20 protein-coding genes are annotated in these 19,245 nt (G+C 66.7%); 14 read left to right on the plus strand and 6 right to left on the minus strand.

Annotation, left to right across the window (positions count from 1 at the left end):
* Positions 1 to 82: 82 nt before the first annotated feature.
* The gene (locus tag E8M01_RS04285; protein WP_136958981.1) at positions 83 to 328 is read left to right on the plus strand and encodes a DUF2312 domain-containing protein; all 246 of its coding nucleotides are present in this window, start codon (positions 83 to 85) and stop codon (positions 326 to 328) included.
* A gap of 4 nt (positions 329 to 332) precedes the next feature.
* Here the strand turns inward: E8M01_RS04285 and E8M01_RS04290 are convergent, their stop codons facing one another.
* The 6 genes from E8M01_RS04290 to E8M01_RS04315 all read right to left on the minus strand — a co-directional run bounded on the left by E8M01_RS04290 (position 333) and on the right by E8M01_RS04315 (position 8,873).
* Complete coding sequence (locus E8M01_RS04290) at positions 333 to 1,229, minus strand: DMT family transporter (RefSeq protein ID WP_215908856.1); 897 nt, start codon at positions 1,227 to 1,229, stop codon at positions 333 to 335.
* 198 nt (positions 1,230 to 1,427) lie between these two features.
* Positions 1,428 to 3,422 (minus strand): peptidoglycan L,D-endopeptidase MepK, encoded by a 1,995-nt coding sequence (locus E8M01_RS04295; protein WP_246088594.1) that lies wholly within the window; start codon positions 3,420 to 3,422, stop codon positions 1,428 to 1,430.
* A gap of 219 nt (positions 3,423 to 3,641) precedes the next feature.
* Positions 3,642 to 5,285, minus strand: coding sequence for a L,D-transpeptidase family protein (locus E8M01_RS04300; RefSeq protein WP_170181775.1), 1,644 nt, complete (start codon positions 5,283 to 5,285; stop codon positions 3,642 to 3,644).
* Positions 5,286 to 5,441: 156 nt separating this feature from the next.
* Positions 5,442 to 6,926: a sigma-54-dependent transcriptional regulator gene (locus E8M01_RS04305; RefSeq protein WP_136958984.1), complete on the minus strand. Its 1,485-nt coding sequence runs from the start codon at positions 6,924 to 6,926 to the stop codon at positions 5,442 to 5,444.
* 103 nt (positions 6,927 to 7,029) lie between these two features.
* A complete protein-coding gene (locus E8M01_RS04310) occupies positions 7,030 to 8,049 on the minus strand; it encodes a glycosyltransferase family 4 protein (RefSeq protein WP_136958985.1) in 1,020 nt (339 codons plus the stop codon).
* Positions 8,049 to 8,873: a UDP-2,3-diacylglucosamine diphosphatase gene (locus E8M01_RS04315; RefSeq protein WP_246088595.1), complete on the minus strand. Its 825-nt coding sequence runs from the start codon at positions 8,871 to 8,873 to the stop codon at positions 8,049 to 8,051. Before E8M01_RS04315 ends, E8M01_RS04310 begins: the two co-directional genes overlap by 1 nt.
* Before the next feature lie 253 nt (positions 8,874 to 9,126).
* On the opposite strand from E8M01_RS04315, the gene E8M01_RS04320 reads away from it, so the two are divergent.
* The 13 genes from E8M01_RS04320 to E8M01_RS04380 all read left to right on the plus strand — a co-directional run bounded on the left by E8M01_RS04320 (position 9,127) and on the right by E8M01_RS04380 (position 19,231).
* Entirely contained in the window at positions 9,127 to 9,804 is a 678-nt protein-coding gene (locus E8M01_RS04320) for a class I SAM-dependent methyltransferase (protein WP_136958986.1), read from the plus strand.
* A gap of 143 nt (positions 9,805 to 9,947) precedes the next feature.
* Positions 9,948 to 11,792: a M3 family oligoendopeptidase gene (locus tag E8M01_RS04325; protein ID WP_136958987.1), complete on the plus strand. Its 1,845-nt coding sequence runs from the start codon at positions 9,948 to 9,950 to the stop codon at positions 11,790 to 11,792.
* Positions 11,792 to 12,223 carry an ester cyclase gene (locus tag E8M01_RS04330; RefSeq protein ID WP_136958988.1) on the plus strand — a complete coding sequence of 144 codons (432 nt, stop codon included), beginning with the start codon at positions 11,792 to 11,794 and terminating at the stop codon, positions 12,221 to 12,223. Before E8M01_RS04325 ends, E8M01_RS04330 begins: the two co-directional genes overlap by 1 nt.
* A gap of 114 nt (positions 12,224 to 12,337) precedes the next feature.
* The gene (locus E8M01_RS04335; RefSeq protein ID WP_136958989.1) at positions 12,338 to 12,769 is read left to right on the plus strand and encodes a hypothetical protein; all 432 of its coding nucleotides are present in this window, start codon (positions 12,338 to 12,340) and stop codon (positions 12,767 to 12,769) included.
* Positions 12,770 to 13,144: 375 nt separating this feature from the next.
* A complete protein-coding gene (locus E8M01_RS04340; RefSeq protein ID WP_136958990.1) occupies positions 13,145 to 13,405 on the plus strand; it encodes an AbrB/MazE/SpoVT family DNA-binding domain-containing protein in 261 nt (86 codons plus the stop codon).
* A 26-nt stretch (positions 13,406 to 13,431) separates the two neighbouring features.
* Positions 13,432 to 13,845: a type II toxin-antitoxin system death-on-curing family toxin gene (locus E8M01_RS04345; protein WP_425467705.1), complete on the plus strand. Its 414-nt coding sequence runs from the start codon at positions 13,432 to 13,434 to the stop codon at positions 13,843 to 13,845.
* Between the two features lie 79 nt (positions 13,846 to 13,924).
* Positions 13,925 to 15,289, plus strand: a complete 1,365-nt coding sequence (locus E8M01_RS04350) for an ABC1 kinase family protein (RefSeq protein WP_136958992.1) — start codon at positions 13,925 to 13,927, stop codon at positions 15,287 to 15,289.
* A 45-nt stretch (positions 15,290 to 15,334) separates the two neighbouring features.
* The gene (locus tag E8M01_RS04355; RefSeq protein WP_136958993.1) at positions 15,335 to 15,739 is read left to right on the plus strand and encodes a bleomycin resistance protein; all 405 of its coding nucleotides are present in this window, start codon (positions 15,335 to 15,337) and stop codon (positions 15,737 to 15,739) included.
* Positions 15,739 to 16,026: a DUF4031 domain-containing protein gene (locus E8M01_RS04360; RefSeq protein WP_136958994.1), complete on the plus strand. Its 288-nt coding sequence runs from the start codon at positions 15,739 to 15,741 to the stop codon at positions 16,024 to 16,026. Before E8M01_RS04355 ends, E8M01_RS04360 begins: the two co-directional genes overlap by 1 nt.
* A gap of 76 nt (positions 16,027 to 16,102) precedes the next feature.
* Positions 16,103 to 17,068 (plus strand): 4-hydroxy-3-methylbut-2-enyl diphosphate reductase, encoded by a 966-nt coding sequence (ispH, locus tag E8M01_RS04365; RefSeq protein WP_136964447.1) that lies wholly within the window; start codon positions 16,103 to 16,105, stop codon positions 17,066 to 17,068.
* A 13-nt stretch (positions 17,069 to 17,081) separates the two neighbouring features.
* The gene (locus tag E8M01_RS04370) at positions 17,082 to 18,044 is read left to right on the plus strand and encodes a homoserine kinase (protein WP_136958995.1); all 963 of its coding nucleotides are present in this window, start codon (positions 17,082 to 17,084) and stop codon (positions 18,042 to 18,044) included.
* Positions 18,041 to 18,496: a ribonuclease HI gene (gene rnhA, locus E8M01_RS04375; RefSeq protein ID WP_136958996.1), complete on the plus strand. Its 456-nt coding sequence runs from the start codon at positions 18,041 to 18,043 to the stop codon at positions 18,494 to 18,496. Before E8M01_RS04370 ends, rnhA begins: the two co-directional genes overlap by 4 nt.
* Positions 18,497 to 18,727: 231 nt before the next feature.
* Positions 18,728 to 19,231, plus strand: coding sequence for a cupin domain-containing protein (locus E8M01_RS04380; protein WP_136958997.1), 504 nt, complete (start codon positions 18,728 to 18,730; stop codon positions 19,229 to 19,231).
* The last annotated feature ends 14 nt before the right edge of the window (positions 19,232 to 19,245 follow it).

Below are 19,245 nucleotides of genomic sequence, written 5' to 3' on the forward strand. Positions count from 1 at the left end.
ACAAGGTGCAAGGCGCTTGACCCAGCCGCCCGTTTCCGCGAACCGTTCGGCTCAAACCTCCCCACCCCCGCTGGAGCATTCCATGGTCGAGACCCAAAGCGTCGCTGGCGATCAACTCAAGGCCATCATCGAGCGCATCGAGCGGCTCGAAGAGGAAAAGAAAGCCCTCGCCGACGATATCAAGGACGTCTATGCCGAGGCCAAGGCCAACGGTTTCGACACCAAGATCCTGCGCAAGATCATTTCCCTCAGGAAGCAGGACCGCGACGAGCGGATGGAAGAAGAAGCCATTCTCGAGCTCTACAAGCAGGCTCTCGGCATGGCCTGAGGCGTCACGCCTCGGCCGTAACCGAAGCCGGAACCCGCCTGGGCGCGGCCGCGAACATCGCGACCGCCGCCGCCGCCAGGATGGCGGCGAAACCGACAAAATCCAGCGGCGACGGCCGGTCACCGACCAGCGCCATGGCGCTGAGCACGCCGACCACCGGAATGGCGAAGGTGGTGAGTGAAGCCGCCCCCACCGACAGCCTGTCGAGCAGCGTGAACCACAAGAGATAGGCGATCGCGGTCGCCCCGATCACGTGGAATGTCAGTGCCGTCCAGACGACCGGCGACAGCGTCACCGGCAAGGTCTCGCCGCTCAGCCCGAAGCCGATCCCGGCCATCGCCGCCGCGATCAGCAGTTGATAGGCGGTGATCACCATGCGGTCGCCCTCGATCGGCCGGGCCTTCTGATAGACCGTGCCGGCGGCCCAGCTGAACGCCGCCACCAGCGGGAAGACCAGCCCGAGCAGCGTGCTCTGTCCGCCGATCAGTGGTGCCGCCAGGACGGCGATGCCGATCAGGCCGATGGCCAGCGCAATGGTCTTCGACCGGTCGAGCCTTTCGCCGAGGAACAGATAGGCCATCAGGATTGCCCAGAGCGGCGTGGTGAAGGTGAGGATCGCCGCCCGCGAGGTCGAGGTGTTGAGCTGAGCGAAGACGGTCGCGAGGTTGAAGCCGGCAATGTTGAAGATGCCGGCGATGACAAGCGGGATCCAGGACGACCGCGGCACCTTCAGCGACCGGCCGATCATGGCCGCGACAAGCGCCAGCAGCACCGCGCCGACCCCGAGCCCGACCATGCGCAATCCGAAGGGCTGGACCTCGGACAGGGCGGTCTTCACCGCCGGCCAATTGAACCCCCACAGGACCGCGAGCGCGACTGGGATAAAGCGAATGCCATGCATGCGAGGGCCACCTGAAGGGCCCTCGGGCCCGGATGCGTCCGCGGACCGCGGGACGGATCGAATGAGATCACATCGTCCGGCAGCCAGAAAGAGCGGATAGCGCAGGGCGGCCCGGCTCCCAGGGCGGCAGGCGATCGTCAGATCAGGGGATCAGCGATGTTCGGCGGCGCGGTCGGGCCGCTCCAGCGCGGCCTTCGGTCAGCGCTGCTCCAGCGACGCGCGGCGCTGCGCGACAGGCTCCGGCCGCGAGAAGTCCAGCGTGCGCAAGGTCGCGACCGCCTGACCGGCGAAACGCTGGGTCGACATGGTCGGGGCGTTCGACTGCGAGAAGGTCATGGCGACCATCTGGTCCGGCTGCTCGATCAGTTTCAGCTGGCGCGGATCGGGCGTCGTCAAGGTCGCGACGCTGGCCTCGCGATCGGTGGTCTGGCGGACGAAGACGACACGGCCGCGCTGGCCCGTCGTGCTCGGCGCGACCATTGGCGTCGGTGCGGCGCGGGCGACCCGGGTCTGGTGCGGCGCGCGGACCGGCGGCGCGGGCTGCGCGACGCTCGGCTGCGGGCCGGCATGGCTGCGGGCCACGGGAGCTGCGGTGCGCGGCTGCGGGGTCGCCGCCGCGTTCGGCAAGGTGACGCGCTGCGACGGCGAGGCAAAGGCCAGGGCAAAGCCCGGCGCGGCTTCGGCCGGGGCGGACTGGCCGCGCTGGTCGCCGGTGGTGATCAGCGCCGGCAGGACCGCCGCCGCCGTGACCGCCGATCCGCCAATGATCTGCGGACGCGAGGCCGGCACGGGCGCCTGCGCCACGACGATGCGATCACCTGATGGAGCCGGCTCGGCGAGCGGCGTCGGGCGATTGGGCTCCGGCGCGCGGGCCGCCTCAGGCACCGGCTGCGGCATTGGCGGCGCGAGCGAGGCGAAGGTGGTCGCGGCCGGCTGCGGCTCCGGCTCGCCGGGAATGGTCGGCCGGGCCATCGGCATCGGGCCGGCGGCAAGGCGCTGCATCAACTCGCCCTCTTCCTGGGCGCGCAGCCGTTCCGCAGCCGACGGGGCCCGGGCCGGGACCGGCGCCATGGCGATCAGCATGCGCGGCGGATTGGGAGCGATCTGGACCGGGGCGCCGGCGCGACCGCCAGCGGGCTGGACCTGGGCAGGTTGAGCCTGGGCAGGTTGGGCTTGGGCGGGTTGGGCTTGGGCGGGTTGGGCTTGGGCAATCTGGGTCTGGGCCGCGGCCGGCGCGACCGGTTCGGTGCGTGCCGGGATGCCGGGGGCGGCTTCAGCCGGGCGGAGCGTCGCGGAGACACGGCCCGAGCCGCGCTGGGCAAAGGTCTGGCGGGCCGGCGCCGGCTGCTGCGCCTGCTGCTGATTGCCGCCGAACAAGGCTGCGAAGAAGCCCATGCCGCCGCCGCGCTGGCGCAGCACGCCGCCGCGGTCGCCTTCATCGGCAAAGCCGGCTTCATCGGAGCGAGAATCATAGAAGCGCGATGCCGTGCCGCCGCGCGCCTGGACCATGGCGAGCGCCGTCTCGAAGCCCGCCATCGGCCGGCCATCGGCCGGGATGTGGACGGTGCGCCCGTCGGGGAACAGGCGGGCGAGATAGTCGCGCGAGACTTTCGGCCAATGACGGACCGAGCCGGTGTCGAGATGAATGAAGTGGTTGGCCGAGCCTGGGTAGAAACCGACGCCGCCGCGCTGCAATTGCAGGCCGACCTCGCGCACCCGGGTCATGGAAACGCCGGGGATGAAGAAATCCATCGCCCGGCCCTGGATATGCTGCGAATGCTGGGCGACCGCGCGCGAGCGCCGGCGCAACATGGCATTGGTGCCTTCCGAGCGGAAGGCCGAGAGGACATTGATCGGGGCCTGGCCGCCGACGCCGCGATAGACTTCCCAGAGCACGTCGAACAGGCCCGGATCCATCCGGGTCGGCTGATCGTTGCGCCAGTCGCGCAGGAACCAGTTGAGCTTGTTCAGGGCTTCCTGATCGTAGCGGCCATCGCGCTTGAAGGTGACCAGGATTTCTTCGCCCGTGTGCCGATGCACCAGCGACAACGTGCGGGTGTCGCCATTGGCGACCACCGTCTGGGTATGGCCAGCACCGAAGAGAAGGAACCCGAAGCCTATCGCGACCGTTGATGCGGTGCGCAGCACACGCTGAGAAACGAAGTCGGAAAGGGTTCTGAGCTGTTGTTTCACGATACTGTACTGGGCTCTGTCAGCGGACGAAAGATCGGATTCTCCGCCGGACGGGCCCGGCATATGGTGAACGTATCATCGTCGGGAACGGTTAAAGAACCCTGAGTCGCGTAAACGGAATCAGAAAGACCCGGCTCACGGACGCGTGACCGGTAAGCACCGACTGTGGCGAAATCATGCCGGATCATGATGTCATCCATCAGCGCCGGTTGACGGGAGTCAGCTCCGCGCGCTGGCCAGAACCGCTCGCACGCGGGCATTGTGCCCATAGATATCCTCGTATTCAACGAGTGAACCCGCGCTATCCACCGTCATCGTGAAATAGACCAGATGGATCGGCACGGCCTGCCGAAACCGCACCGTGCGCTCGTTTGCGCCATAAAGTCCCTGGATCCGGCCATGCGACCAGGCTTCGCCGGGCAGGCCGAGATTGAGCAGGACCTCGGCGAGCGCTTCCGGGTTCTGAACGCGCACGCAGCCGTTGGACAGGGCCCGGTAGCTCTGCCCGAAATATTGCCGCGACGGCGTGTCGTGCAGATAGATCGCGTGCCGGTTGGGGAACATGAACTTCATCTTGCCGAGCGCGTTGGCGGCCCCCGGCGGCTGGCGAAAGGCATAACGGCCGATATTGGCGGCGCCCCAGTTGATCGTCGAAGCATCGACCACCCGGCCGGCCTGGACCACCTGGATGCCACGCCGGGCGAAATAGCCGCCATTGCGCGTAGCCCCGCTCAGCATGCTGCGCCGGACGATCGAATGCGGCACGTGCCAATAGGGGTTGAACACGATGTGGCTCATCGCATCGGAAAAGATCGGCGTCTGCGTCTCGGCGCGGCCCATGACCGCCCGGGTCTGGTGGATGATCCGGCCGTTCTGCATCACCTCGACCGAATAGGTCGGGCTGTTGACCCAGATATGCGCCTGGCCGAGGTCGCGCGGCAACCAACGCCAGCGCTCGAGATTGGCGACCAGGTCGCGCTCGCGCAGCGCATTGCGCCGGATCCCCGGTGAATCCGACATTTCGCGGCGCTCGCCGCGCATCTCGATCAGCTTGGCGCGCAACCGGCGAAAGCCTTCATGCGGCGGATTGAACGCCTCGACCGTGGCGGTGGCATCGCTCGACCTGGCCAGGTCGCCGAGCGCCTGGGCGGTCTCGATGCGCGGCGGATGGACGTCGAAATAGGCGGACAGCTTGGCCGGGTCGGTCCGGCCGGCCGAGGCCTGGGCGGCATAGAGGCTGACGGCCCGTGCCAGCGCGATCTCGAGCCGCGCGACGCTTTCGGCATTGCGCGCGCCTTCCGGCAGCACGATCCGGAACGCCACGGGGTCGAGGCCGTCATCGCCGGCCTGGCCGATGCGGGTCAGCACGGCGCGGCCGCGCCCCGACAGCACGCCGTCCTGGACGAACAGCGGCTCGTAGCGACGCTCGGCGTAGAACGTGGCGAGCGGCTGCAGCGCCGTGCGCTCGCCGCCGGCCTTCGCCAGCAGGTTCTGCAGCGCTTGGGCCACCCGCTGGACGGTGATCGCCGGGTCCGGCTGGCCGTTCTCGACCAGGCTCGGCGGGTCGTCCGGAATGGCTGCGAGTTCGGCCGCCGATGGCGGCGGGATGACCGGCGGCGGCGCCAGCGCCGTGTCGGGATGCTCGTCGTCCGCCAGGGGCACGCCGGCGATCGCCGGATCGGGCTGCGAATGCTCGCCCATCAGCGGTGACGGCGGGAAGGCGGCGAGGCCGAAATCGGTCGCGGCCAGCGGCGCGACGGCATCAAGCGGCGGACGCGGAATCGACGCCTCGACCTCCCAATCGGCGAGCCGGAAAGTTTCGGCGGTTTCGGCCTGCGACGGCCCGGAAATGCCCACGCCCATGAGGGCGCAAAAAAGGACAGTCGACCGAAGCCGCATGTGAATCCCCTGGACCGCGGCGAGGGCCGCAAGCAATGACTTTTCGAACATGTGAGTCGGCAGAAATCAAGCGGGAGAGCGGGTTTGCGAGCTGTTTTGCCGGCGCCCGAGGCTTTGCGGTCACACCCCTTCGGCCTCGGCCTCGCCCTGCTCGATCCCCAGGTCCTTCAGTTTGCGATAGAGCGTGGAGCGGCCGATTCCCAGGCGCCGGGCGACCTGCGACATCTGCCCACGATAATGCTCGATGGCGAACTTCAGCGCCTCGGTTTCCAGGGTCTCCATCGAGCGCACATGGCCGGCCTCGTCGAGCAGCCCGATGGAAGCACCCGGCACGATCATCGCCGCGGTCGCGACATGGCCCTGCTGGGTCGCCGGCTCCGGCACAGGCGGGGCCGGCGGCGCGAGCGGCACCAGCACTTCGTAGCCCTCGACATGCGCCGCGATCTGCGGGAAATCGGCGATCGACAGCTCGTCGTTGTCACACAGCACGACGGCGCGGAACACGGTGTTTTCGAGCTGGCGGACATTGCCCGGCCAGGAATAGGCCTGCAGCAGGCCGAACACCGCCGGCTGGATGCCGCGAATGCGCTTGCCCTCTTCCGCCGCGATGCGCGCCAGGAAGTGCCGGACAAGGTCTGGAATATCGTCGGCGCGCTCGCGCAGCGGCGGCAGCGTCATCGGGAACACGCAGAGCCGGTAATAGAGATCCTCGCGGAACCGGCCGTCCTTCACCGCCTTGATCAGGTCCCGGTTGGTCGCCGAGATGATCCGGATATCGACCTTGACGCTGCGCTTGGCGCCGACCGGGTCGACCTCGCCTTCCTGGATGGCGCGCAACAGCTTGACCTGCGTCTCCAGCGGCAGTTCGCCGACCTCGTCGAGAAACAGCGTCCCGCCATGGGCCTCGACGAACTTGCCGGTATGTTTGTCGGTGGCGCCGGTGAAGGCGCCCTTCTCGTGGCCGAACAGGATTGATTCGACCAGGTTCTGCGGGATCGCCCCGCAATTGACCGCGACAAACGGCTTGGCCCGGCGCTCGCCCGAGCCGGCAATGGCCCGCGCCAGCAGCTCCTTGCCGACGCCGCTCTCGCCCTCGATCATGACCGGGATCATCGAGCCCGCGGCCTTTTCCGCCATGCGCAGCACCGGCCCCATGCGTGCCGACCGGGTGACGATATCCTTGAAGCCGAGCGTGCCTTCGGTCTTGCGCTTCAGCCGCTGCACCTCGGCGACCAGCGCCTCGGTCTTGAGCGCGTTCTTGATCGACACCGACAGCCGCTCGGCGCCGACCGGCTTGACCACGAAATCGGTGGCGCCTGCCCGCATGGCGTTGACCACCGTATCGATGCCGCCCTGGCTGGTCTGAACGATGACCGGTTTGGCGATGCCCTCCTCGCGCATGGCGGCGAGCACACCCATGCCGTCGCGTTCGGGCATGACCAGGTCGAGCAGCAGGAGATCGATGGCGTCGCCATCCTCGGCCAGCAGGCGCATGGCCTGTTCGCCGTTCTCGGTGATCCGGACGTCATAACCGAACTTGCGCACCATGGCCTCGACCAGGCGGCGCTGAACGGGATCGTCGTCGCAAATGAGGATGGTGGTCATGGGACGGCACGGCCTTCCGGATGCGATGTCTCGATTCGGGAAAGGGTGAAGACCCGCCATTAAGGTCGAGTTAACGCTCAGTAACCGCCGCAATGTTGCAGGATCATGCCGCGCGGGATCGGATCGCACCGAACGGGCAGAGCGCCTCGGCGAATTGCCGCGCGGCTGCCGACCACGACCTTGCTTCGGCTGCCGCGCGGCAACGTCCCGGGTCGAGCGTCAGCGCGGTCCTGATGGCCTTGGCCAGGTCTTCGTCGAGACAGGCAATCACGGGGTCGCCGACCACGTCGATCGGCCCGGGAACCGGGAAGGCCGCGACCGGCAGGCCGCTCGCCAGCGCCTCCTGCATGACATTGCCATAGGTGTCGGTGCGGCTGGTGAAGACGAAGACGTCGGCGCCGGCATAGATCTGGGCCAGCGCCTCGCCGGTCCGGGAGCCGAGAAAGACCGCGTCCGGAAAGCGCCGTTCGAGCTCGGCGCGCTGCGGCCCGTCGCCGACCACCAGCTTGGTGCCGGGCAGGTCGAGCGCCAGGAAGGCCTCGATGTTCTTCTCGACCGCCAGCCGCCCGACGCTGAGCATGATCGGCCGCGGATAGTCCAGCGTCACCGCCGGACGCGGCCGGAACAATTGCGTGTCGACCCCGCGCGCCCAGAGCGACAGGTTGGCGAAACCCCAGCGCGACAGTTCCTGCCGCATGGTCTCGGTCGGCACCATGGTGCGCCGCGCGGGCCCGTGGAAATGGCGCAGCCAGGCATAGGTCCAGGCCTCCGGGATCGGCGCCCGCGCCCGGACATAATCGGGATAGCGGGTGTGGTAGCTGGTGGTGAACGGCAGCTGGCGCGTCAGGCACCAGCGCCGGACCGCATGGCCGATCGTGCCCTCGGTGGCGATATGCACGGCATCGGGGCGGATCTCGTCGAGGCGCCGGGCGATCGCCGGACCCGCCATGATCGCCAGGCGGATGTCCGGATAGGTCGGCAGCGGCAGGCTCGGCAAGCCCTCGGCCGTGACGAAATGGGCGGCGACGCCGAAACCCGGCAGCGCAGCGGCGGTCTCCTGGAGCGAGCGCACCACGCCGTTGATCTGAGGCGACCAGGCGTCGGTTGCGATCGCCAGCCGCATCAGGCGGCAACCTTGCGGCCGTCAGGCAGCGGCAGCACGAGCTCCGGCTCGGCATCGTGGTCTTCGGCCGGCGCGGTCTCGGGCAGAACCTCGGTCCAGCGGACGATTTCGAACCGCCCGTCATAGGTCTCCACCAGCGCCGAGCAGCTCTCGACCCAGTCGCCGCAATTCATGTAGCGGATGCCGAACTGGTCGTGGATCGCGGCATGATGGATGTGGCCGCAGATCACGCCGTCGACTTTCTGACGCCTGGCTTCGCTGGCCAGCGCCTCCTCGAAGGCGCCGATGAAATTGACCGCCCTCTTGACCTTCAGCTTGGCCCAGGCCGACAGCGACCAATAGGTCAGCCCCATCTTGCGGCGGATCAGGTTGAACCATCGGTTGAGGTAGATCGCGGCGTCATAGGCCCAGTCGCCGAGATGGGCGAGCCAGCGCGCATGCATCACCACCACGTCGAAGGCGTCGCCGTGGATGACCAGGAAGCGCTTGCCATCAGCTGAGGTGTAGATGGTCTCGTCCATCACCTCGATGCCACCGAAATGGGTGCCGAAATAGTCGCGCAGGAATTCGTCGTGATTGCCCGGCAGATAGATGATCTGCGAGCCCTTGCGCACCTTGCGCAGCAGCTTCTGCACCACGTCATTGTGCGATTGCGGCCAGTGCCAGCCGCGGCGCAGCTGCCAGCCGTCGATGATGTCGCCGACGAGATAGATCACGTCGGCATCGTTGTAGCGCAGGAAGTCGAGCAGCAGCCGGGTCTGCGATCCACGCGCGCCGAGATGCACGTCGGAAATGAACATCGCCCGGTAACGCTTCTCCGCCATTGCCTCGATCCCGCTCTTCAAGCCGCCGGGCACAGGAAACAGATTCCCGTAGAGCTTTTGTGACACTGCGCGACAAGGACCTTCCCCGCGGCCGCCCGCGAGGCCCCGGCGCAGGGTAGCTGGCGCATGTCGCGAGACTGTCGCATGGCCTTGCTAGCGCTGCGCCGATCATCACCGCTTGAGTCGGCCGCAAGCACCGACCTGGCCTTCGCCGTCGGATCGACCCGATCCAGAACAGCTTGAGGAGCGCACCATGGCAGGAGATCTCGATCGCGAAACGATGGAGAAAGCCTATGCACGCTGGGCGCCGATCTATGACGCGGTGTGCGGCCCGGTGTTCGAGCAGGGCCGGCGCGCCGCGGCCCAGGCCGCCCGCCAGGTCGGCGGCAAGATCCTGGAGGTCGGCGTCGGCACCGGCCTGTCGTTCTCCGATTACGACGCCACCACCGAGATCACCGGCATCGACCTGTCCGGGCCAATGGTCGCCAAGGCGCGCGAGCGCATGACCAGCGGCGCCTTCCCGCATGTCAGGGATGTGCAGGTCATGGACGCGCATGACCTGACCTTTCCCGACGATACCTTCGATTGCGTGGTCGCCCAGTTCGTCATCACGCTGGTCGAGAAACCGGAACGCGTGCTCGACGAATGCACCCGCGTCGCCAAGCCGGGCGCCGAGATCATCCTGGTCAACCACCTCTATTCCGAACGCGGCGTCGCGGCCGCGATCGAGCGCTGGTTCTCCAAGCACGCCCATACCTTCGGGCTGCGTCCGGAATTCCCGTTTGGCCGTTTGCAGGCCTGGGCCGACAATCATGGCGGCGCGCAGGTGATCGAGCGCCGGCGCGTTGGGCCGCTCGGCGTCTATTCGCTGGTGCGCTTTCGCAAGACCGAGGCCGGCGCCGCCGCCGAGCGACAGAGAGCGGCGGGCTGACAGCGCGCCGAGCGGCCGCGCCGAGCGTTGCCCCAGGGCAACGCCGCGGCGGTTCTCTCGGCCTCGGGCGAACCGCCGCATTGATCGCGCTGACAGTTCCGACCATACGGGACATCCGTGTCTGATCCGACGGAGCTTGTCCCATGCGCCCATTGTTCCAGGCTGCCGCGTCGAAAAGCGCGGCGGCACGCGCCAAGGCCGAGGCTGCGCTGGGCACCCTGCCGCAATGGGACCTGAGCGCGCTCTACCCGGCGATGGATGCGCCGGCGGTCCGCGGCGACCTGGAAACCGCCGAGCAGGAGGCGCTGGCCTTCGAGACCACGTTCAAGGGGCGTCTCGAGGCGATCGCGCAGAGCGGCGCCCCGGAAACCGAGCTCGCCGAGGCGGTGGCCCGTTATGAACGGCTCGAAGACCTGCTCGGCCGGCTCGCCTCCTTCGCAGGCCTGGTCTATGCCGGCGACACCACCGACCCGGCGCGGGCCAAATTTTATGGCGATATCCAGGAGAAGATCACGGCGATCTCCTCGCATCTGCTGTTCTTCACCCTCGAACTGAACCGGATCGACGACGCGCTGCTCAACCGGGCCATGGCCGGACCGAAGCTCGGCCACTACCGCCCCTGGATCGAGGACATCCGCAAGGACAAGCCGTTCCAGCTCGAGGACCGCATCGAGCAATTGTTCCACGAAAAGAGCATGACCGGGCGGGCTGCCTGGAACCGGCTGTTCGACGAAACCATCGCCAGCCTGCGCTTCACCGTCGACGGCCAGAGCCTGACGCTGGAGCCGACGCTGAATTTCCTGCAGGACACGGCGGAAGCCAAACGCAAGGCGGCCTCCGAGGCGCTCGCCGCGACGTTCAAGGACAACCTGCGCACCTTCACGCTGATCACCAACACGCTGGCCAAGGACAAGGAGATCGCCGACCGCTGGCGCGGCTTCGAGGACGTCGCGGACTCGCGCCATCTCGGCAACCGGGTCGAGCGCGAGGTGGTCGATGCGCTGGTCACGGCGGTGCGGTCGGCCTATCCGAAGCTGTCGCACCGCTATTACAAGCTGAAGGCGCGCTGGTTCGGACGCGACACGCTGAACCATTGGGACCGCAACGCGCCGCTGCCGAAGGTCGAGAGCCGCACCATTGCCTGGAGCGAGGCGCGCGACACCGTGCTGTCGGCCTATGCCGGCTTCTCGCCCAAAATGGCCGACATCGCCAAACGTTTCTTCGACGAAAGCTGGATCGACGCGCCGGTGCGCCCCGGCAAGGCGCCGGGCGCCTTCGCCCATCCGACCGTGCCGTCGGCGCATCCCTTCGTCCTGCTCAACTACCAGGGCAAGCCACGCGACGTGATGACGCTCGCCCACGAGCTCGGCCACGGCGTGCACCAGGTGCTGGCTGCGCCCAATGGCGCGCTGATGGCGCCGACACCTTTGACGCTTGCCGAAACGGCGTCCGTATTCGGCGAGATGCTGACCTTCAAGGCGATCCTCGAGGCGACCACCGACCGCGTCCAGAAGAAGGCGCTGCTCGCCTCCAAGGTCGAGGACATGATCAACACCGTGGTGCGCCAGATCGCCTTCTATTCCTACGAGCGCAAGATCCACATCGCCCGCCGCGACGGCGAACTGACCACCGAGGCGATCTGCGAGGCCTGGATGAGCGTCCAGGCCGAGAGCCTCGGGCCGGCGATCGTGCTGAAGCCGGGATATGAGACCTTCTGGGCCTATATCCCGCATTTCATTCATTCGCCCTTCTATGTCTATGCCTATGCCTTCGGCGATTGCCTGGTGAATTCGCTCTATGCGGTCTACGAGACCGCCGACAAGGGCTTTTCCGAGCGTTACCTCGCCATGCTGGCCGCCGGTGGCACCAAGCACCATTCCGAGGTCTTGGCGCCGTTCGGCCTCGACGCCCGTGATCCGGCCTTCTGGCAAGGCGGGCTCAGCGTCATCGAGCGGATGATCGGCGAACTGGAGGCCATGGAGAGCTGATGTCGCACCAGACCGAAATCGTCACCCTGTTCTACAAGGCGATGTGGGACCATGCCGACAAGAGCCTGATCCCGACCATCTTCCACGAGGACTTCACCTTCCGCGGCTCGCTCGGCCCGGTGCTGACGGGCCATGACCAGTTCGCCGGTTATGTCGACTACGTCACCGGAGCGCTCGGCAGCTATACCAGCGACATTCTCGAACTGGTCGAGCAGGACAACCGGGTGGCCGGCCGCCTGCGGTTCCACGGCTTCCACAAAGGCGAGCTGTTCGGCTTCGCGCCGACCGGCAAACATGTCGCCTGGCAGGGCGCGCCGTTCTTCACGTTCGAGGGTGACAAGGTGCGCGACCTCTGGGTGCTCGGCGACGTCCACGGGCTGATCGAGCAATTGAAGGCCAACCAGGTTGCCTGGACCCCGGGCAGCGCGTGACCAATCCCGAAACAGACGGCTGGATTTGCCGACACCATCAGGCAAACCCCGGCCGATAGGACGCCTGACCAACGTCCTCTTGAAATCCCCGCCGCCACCGGAGGCGGTCCGCTGATGCAACAGGTCTATCGCAACACCCGCTGGCGCCGCGTCCGCTTCCTGCAGATCCTGTTCTGGGCGGTGACGGCCGGCTTTGCCTGGCTCGCCTGGTCGACCCGCGACGGCAACGACCCGACCAACAACCATGTGGCCGCGCTGATCCTGACGCCGATCGTCGCCGCCTGCGCGCTCGGCATGGAGTTTTATCTGAGGCTCTATGTCACCGCCCTGTTCACCTCGGCAAGCGAGGTCAAGGTCGAGACGCTCTGGACCATCGGGCGCCGGAGCGCGACCTATCCGCTCTCCGACATCACCTTCGGCCGGGAGCACCGGACCAATCCGCTGGTGACCGCCGCGACGACCGGCTTCTATCTCGACAACAAGTGGTCGGCGATGAAGGTGCTGACCCGCCAATGGGCCTATATCATCGACACGACGAAGGATTGAGCGGCCGGTCGGCGAGGCGAAAAGCATAGCCAAATCAAGCCTCTCCCGCGTGCGTTACCGGATTCGCACATCTCGACAATCCGTGTCTTGGCGCGCCGTTGCTCGCTTCGTCATGGCCGTGCTTGTCACGGCCATCCACGTCTCCCACGGTCAAGGCCATGCGTGGATGGCCGGCACAAGGCCGGCCATGACGAAAAGGGCGGCGCACGCGCTATCCGTGGTTCTCGTGCGAAGCCTTGAAGGGCGGCGAATTCGGGTCCCTTTGAGAGATGTGTGCATCCGCTAGCCCTCTGGGAGAGGGTTGATTTCTCGACGCTTTCCTTGAAACTCGGCAATGGGCGTTATACATTCCGTATAACATCCTGGAGATGGCCGATGAATGAGACACCCCGCAAAGTCGAGATCGAAGGCTTTGTCCTGCAGGTCCGCAAGATCGGCAATTCGGTCGGCCTCATCCTGCCGAAGGAATTGCTGGCGCGCGCCAAACTTGCCGATGGTGACAAGCTCTATGTGGCAGAGATGCCGGACGGCTCACTGCATCTGACGCCACGCGATCCCAATTTTGCTAAGGGCATGGCGAGCGCCGAACGAGCGATCAAGAAATATCGCAACGCGCTTGCCGAACTCGCCAAGTGAGCGAGGAGGGTGTGAGCGAGGAGGGCGTGAGCGAGGAGGGCGTGAGCGAGGAGGGTTCGAGCGAGCCGGTCTGGCTCACACCCGAGCTGGTCATTGCAATGCACGATCGGCAGTTGCGCGAGTTCGGCGGACCGCCCGGCCTGCGCGACGCCGGAAGTTTGGAATCGGCCCTCGACCGGCCCCGCAATAAATGGACGTATGAGGCCCCTGATTTGGCCGAGCTCGCCGCGGCCTATGCCTTCGGCATCGCGCGAAATCACCCTTTCGTTGACGGCAACAAGCGCGCGGCCCTGCTTGCGCTCGTTGTTTTTCTCGACCTGAACGGCATCGTTTTCGACGTACCGGAAGCCGAATTCGCCGCCATCATCCTGGCCCTCGCCGCCGGCGAGGTTTCCGAAGCCGGTCTGGCCCGCTGGATTCGCGACAACTGGCCGGCGTGAGCGCGCCGCGGTCGCGCCCCCTCGCGGCCATCAAGGGCGCGCACTATCTCTGAGCCCAAGACCTGAAGCGGGAGCCCGCATGACCGAACGCGACGATGAAGCCAATCGCCTGACCGGCCGGTTATCCCGTTATGCCCGCGTCGGGGTCAACGTGTCGGGTGCCGCCGTCTCGATCGCCGCCGCCCGCCTGTTCGGCACCGGGCTCGACCGCGACAAGAACGCCGCCGACCTGACGCGCGCGCTCGGCGGCCTCAAGGGCCCGATCATGAAGGTCGCGCAATTGCTCGCGACCATCCCGGAGGTGCTGCCGCCGGAATATGCCAAGGAGTTGCAGAAGCTGCAGTCGGAGGCCCCGCCAATGGGACCGGCCTTCGTCAAGCGGCGCATGATGGCCGAGCTCGGCGCCGACTGGGAAAAGCGCTTCGCCAGCTTCGACAAGATCCCGGCAGCCGCCGCCTCGCTCGGCCAGGTGCATCGCGCCACCGCCCATGACGGCATGCTTCTCGCCTGCAAACTGCAATATCCCGACATGATGTCGGCGGTGGAAGCCGACATCGCCCAGCTCGAAATCCTGTTTGCCCTGCAACGGCGGATGGATCCGGCGATCGACACCCGCGAGATCATCAAGGAGATCAGCGCGCGGGTCCGCGAGGAGCTCGACTACCGCCGCGAGGCCAAGCATGCAGCGCTTTATGCCGAGGTGCTGAAGGACGAGCCGCTGGTGCGTGTGCCCGAGGTCAGGCCGGAACTCTCCACCGGCCGGCTCCTGACGCTATCATGGCTCCACGGCACCAAGATGCTGAGCCATGTCGAGGCGCCGCTCGCCATCCGCAACCGGCTCGCCACCGCCATGTTCCGCGCCTGGTGGCACCCCTTCGCCGCGATCGGCGTGATCCATGGCGATCCCCATCTCGGCAATTACACCGTGTTCGACCATGACGGCGAGCCCGGCGGCATCAACCTCTTGGACTATGGCTGCGTGCGCATCTTCCCGGCCCGCTTCATCGGGGCGGTGATCGATCTCTACAAGGGGCTGGAGACCGGCGACGAAGCACGTGTCGTCCATGCCTATGAGACCTGGGGGTTCAAGAACCTGCGCAAGGATCTGATCGAGGTGCTGAATCTCTGGGCCCGGTTCATTTACGGCCCGCTGCTCGATGACCGCGTCCGCTCGATCGCCGACGGCGTGGCGCCCGGCGACTATGGCCGGCGCGAGGCTTTCCAGGTGCACAAGGCGCTGAAGGAACGCGGCCCGGTGACTATCCCGCAGGAATTCGTGCTGATGGACCGCGCCGCGATCGGCCTCGGCGGCGTCTTCCTGCATCTCAAGGCCGAGCTCAATTTCTACCGTCTGTACAACGAAGAGATCGACAATTTCAGCCTCGAACGGGTGGCGCAGCGGCAGGATGCCGCGCTCGGATCAGCCGGACTGAAGGCCGCCTGACCGACGCATCGAGAGCCGGGGTTCGCAGGACAAGGAGGTCGGGCCATGCCGGACGATGTCGAGCCAGAAGCGGTCGCAGCCAGGCTGACCGCCGCCCATCCGCAGCTCTTCACCACCGACATGACCCGTTCATGCACCTTCTTCACGCAGCAGCTCGGCTTTTCCATTGGCTTCCTGCACGGCGATCCGCCCTTCTACGGCCAGGTGACGCGTGACGGCATCTGCCTCAACTTGCGCCATGTCGACGCCATGCCCTTCACCGGCAATATCCGGGAAACCGACCACCTCCTGTCGGCCTATGTCGTGGTCAGCGATGTCGAGGCCCTCTACGCCGAATGCCGGGCCCGCGGCGCCGGCCTCCACCAACCTTTGACGACCCAGCCCTGGGACACGCGCGACTTCGTGGTGCGCGATCCCGACGGCAACCTGATCCTGTTCGCGAGCGGCTGATGTCAGTCTATGTCGACGATCCGATCTGGCATTGGCAGGGCCTGAAATGGTGTCACCTGCTGGCCGACGACGTCGGCGAACTGCATCGCTTCGCCGCCTCGATCGGGGTTCACCGGCTGTCCTATCAGGGGCCGCCCAAGACCGGCGCGCCGCATTACGATCTGACCGGCTTCGAGCGCAAGAAGGCGATCGCGGCGGGAGCGAAAATCTGCTCGCGCGAGGAAATCGTCGCGGTCTTCCGTCGCGTCAAGGTCGACCGCAAGGCGCGGCCGAAGCTCACGACATAGGCCCTCATCCCTTGACAGGCCCGCCGATCCCCCCGAAACCGAAGCCGCCTCACCCGGAGACTTTCGCGTGGCCGAGTTGCCGCTGAAACTGCCGCCGCTGAAAATCCTGCTCTGCTCGCCGCGCGGCTTCTGCGCCGGCGTGGTGCGCGCCATCGACGCGGTCGAGCAGGCGCTGAGGATCTATGGTCCGCCGGTCTATGTCCGTCACGAGATCGTCCACAACCGCTTCGTCGTCGACGGCCTGAAGGCCAAGGGCGCGGTTTTCGTCGAGGAACTCTCGGAGATCCCCGAGACCGACGCGCCGGTGATCTTCTCGGCCCATGGCGTGGCCAAATCGGTGCCGGCGGAAGCCGAGAAGCGCAATTTCCTGGCGATCGACGCCACCTGCCCGCTGGTCACCAAGGTGCATCGTGAGGCCGAGATCCATTTCCGGCGCGGCCGCGAGGTGGTGCTGGTCGGCCATGCCGGTCACCCCGAGGTGGTCGGCACCATGGGCCAGTTGCCGCCGGGCGCGGTGACCCTGGTCGAGACGCTCGCCCAGGCCAAGGCCTTCGTGCCGAAGGATGAGCGGGCGCTCGCCTATGTCACCCAGACGACGCTGTCGGTCGACGACACCCGCGAGATCGTCGATTTCCTCAATGGCCGGTTCCCGGCGATTGTCGGCCCGCACAAGGAAGACATCTGCTACGCCACCACCAACCGGCAGGAAGCGGTCAAGCGGGTCGCGCCGCTGGTCGAAGCCATGATCGTGGTCGGCGCGCCCAATTCATCGAACTCGCAGCGCCTGCGCGAGGTCGCCGAGCGCGAGGGCTGCCGCATCTCGGAACTGGTCCAGCGCGCCGCCGACATCGACTGGGACCGCTTCGGCGATATCGTCTCGCTCGGCATCACGGCCGGCGCCTCGGCGCCGGAAGTGCTGGTCGAGGAGATCATCGAGGCCTTCGCCACGCGCTACTCCGTGCTGGTCGAGACGGTCTCGACGGCCGACGAAAGCGTCTTCTTCCCCCTGCCCCGCCAGCTCCGGCCCGACGCCGCAGCCTGAAGGTTTTCCCACTATGGCCGTCTATACCGATGTCACCGCCGAGGATCTGTCGGCCCATCTCGCGCGCTACGACATCGGCTCGCTTTTGTCGTTCAAGGGCATTGCCGAAGGCGTCGAGAACTCGAATTTCCTGCTGCACACGACCAAGGCCAGCTACATCCTGACGCTTTATGAAAAGCGGGTCGACCCGGGCGACCTGCCGTTCTTCATTGGCCTGATGGAACATCTGGCCGGACGTGGCCTGACCTGCCCCCAACCGGTCAAGATGAAGGACGGCAACGCGCTCGGCGAGCTGGCCGGCCGCCCGGCCGCCATCGTCACCTTCCTCGAGGGCGTGTGGATCCGTCGGCCGCAGGTCAGCCATTGCGCCGCCGTCGGCCGGGCGCTGGCCGAGCTGCACCTGACCGGCCAGGGCTTTCCGATCCATCGGGCCAATGCTCTCTCCGTGCAGGGCTGGCGGCCGCTCTACGAGCGCGCCCGCGATCGCGCTGACACGGTGGCGCCGGGGCTCGCGGCGACCATCGCCGGCGAGCTCGGCCATTGCGAACAGTCCTGGCCGCGCGAACTGCCGGCCGGGGTGATCCATGCCGACCTGTTCAACGACAACGTGTTCTTCCTGAACGACCGGCTGTCCGGGCTGATCGACTTCTACTTCGCCTGCAACGACATCCTGGCCTATGACCTGGCGATCTGCCTGAATGCCTGGTGCTTTTCGCCCGACGACGAATTCGATTTCGCCAAGGGCACGGCCATGCTCGCGGCCTACCAGCAATTGCGCCCCTTGAGCGAGGCTGAACGCCAGGCGCTGCCGCTCCTGGCCCGCGGCTCGGCGCTGCGCTTCCTGCTGACCCGGCTGGTCGACTGGCTGAACGTGCCGCCGGGCGCCGTGGTCACCCCCAAGAACCCGCTCGAATATCTGTCGAAACTGCGCTTTCACCAGCGCGTCGGCTCAGCCACGGAATATGGCCTGTCATGACCAACCGCGTCGAAATCTTCACTGACGGCGCCTGCTCGGGCAATCCCGGCCCAGGCGGCTGGGGCGCCATCCTGCGTTATGGCGACAAGGTCAAGGAACTCTCCGGCGGCGAGCCGGAGACCACCAACAACCGCATGGAGCTGATGGCGGCGATCTCCGCGCTGGAGGCGATCAACCGCACGTCGGCGATCGATCTGCATACCGACAGCCAATATGTGAAGAACGGCATCATGACGTGGATCCACTCATGGAAGCGCAATGGCTGGCGCACCGCCGACAAGAAGCCGGTCAAGAACGCCGATCTCTGGCAGCGGCTCGACCAGGCACGCGACCGCCATGACGTCACCTGGCACTGGGTCAAGGGCCATGCCGGCCACGACGAGAACGAGCGGGCCGACGAACTGGCCCGCAGCGGCATGGCGCCGTTCAAGCAGCGCAACGGCGCCGGCTGAGCGCCAATGGCTGCCGCGCACAGAATGCGCGGATATGGTTACCCGCGCGACGACAGCGGGAAAGAGACGACAAAACAATACGTTGCGGCCTTCATCCCAACCTCGACCGGGCGGCCCGAGGCGATCGCATCGCCGTGGTGAGACAACCAGGAGCTGTCTTCGGCAGGTCTTTTGCCAAGTCGTCCGGTGCGGGGCGTCAATGTCCCGGCATGAGACAGAAGGGCAGGGACAATGCCGAATACCTCATTCAAAGCCGCCAGCCTCAGCCAGATCGAACTCGATCCCGCGCCGATCCGCCCGGAATGGATCCTCGAGGGCCATCCGGTCGCGCGCTGCCGCCAATGGTCCGACAGCAGCGACGGCACCACTGCCGCCATGGTCTGGGACTGCACGGCCGGCCGGTTCCGCTGGTATTTCGGCGGTGACGAGATCGTCCACATCATCGAAGGCGAGGTCATCGTCGGGGGCGACGACACCCCGCAACGCACGCTTCGGCCAGGCGATGCCGCCCTGTTCCGGGCCGGCACATGGGCCACCTGGCACGTACCACATTATGTCAGGAAACACGCGATCTGCCGCGACAGCCTGCCGATCGCAATCAGCCTGCCGCTCAAGGTCACGAAAAAGGCGGCCCGCTTCGCGAACCGCCTGATCGATCGTGTTACCCACCGCATACCGGGCTATGTCTCGAACGAGAGCCTGCCTTTCGCCCTGGTCGGCGCGATCGTGCTCTGACCGGGCAGCAAGGC

It is taken from the genome of Phreatobacter stygius (genome assembly GCF_005144885.1).
GTDB classification, from domain to species: Bacteria; Pseudomonadota; Alphaproteobacteria; order Rhizobiales; family Phreatobacteraceae; genus Phreatobacter; species Phreatobacter stygius.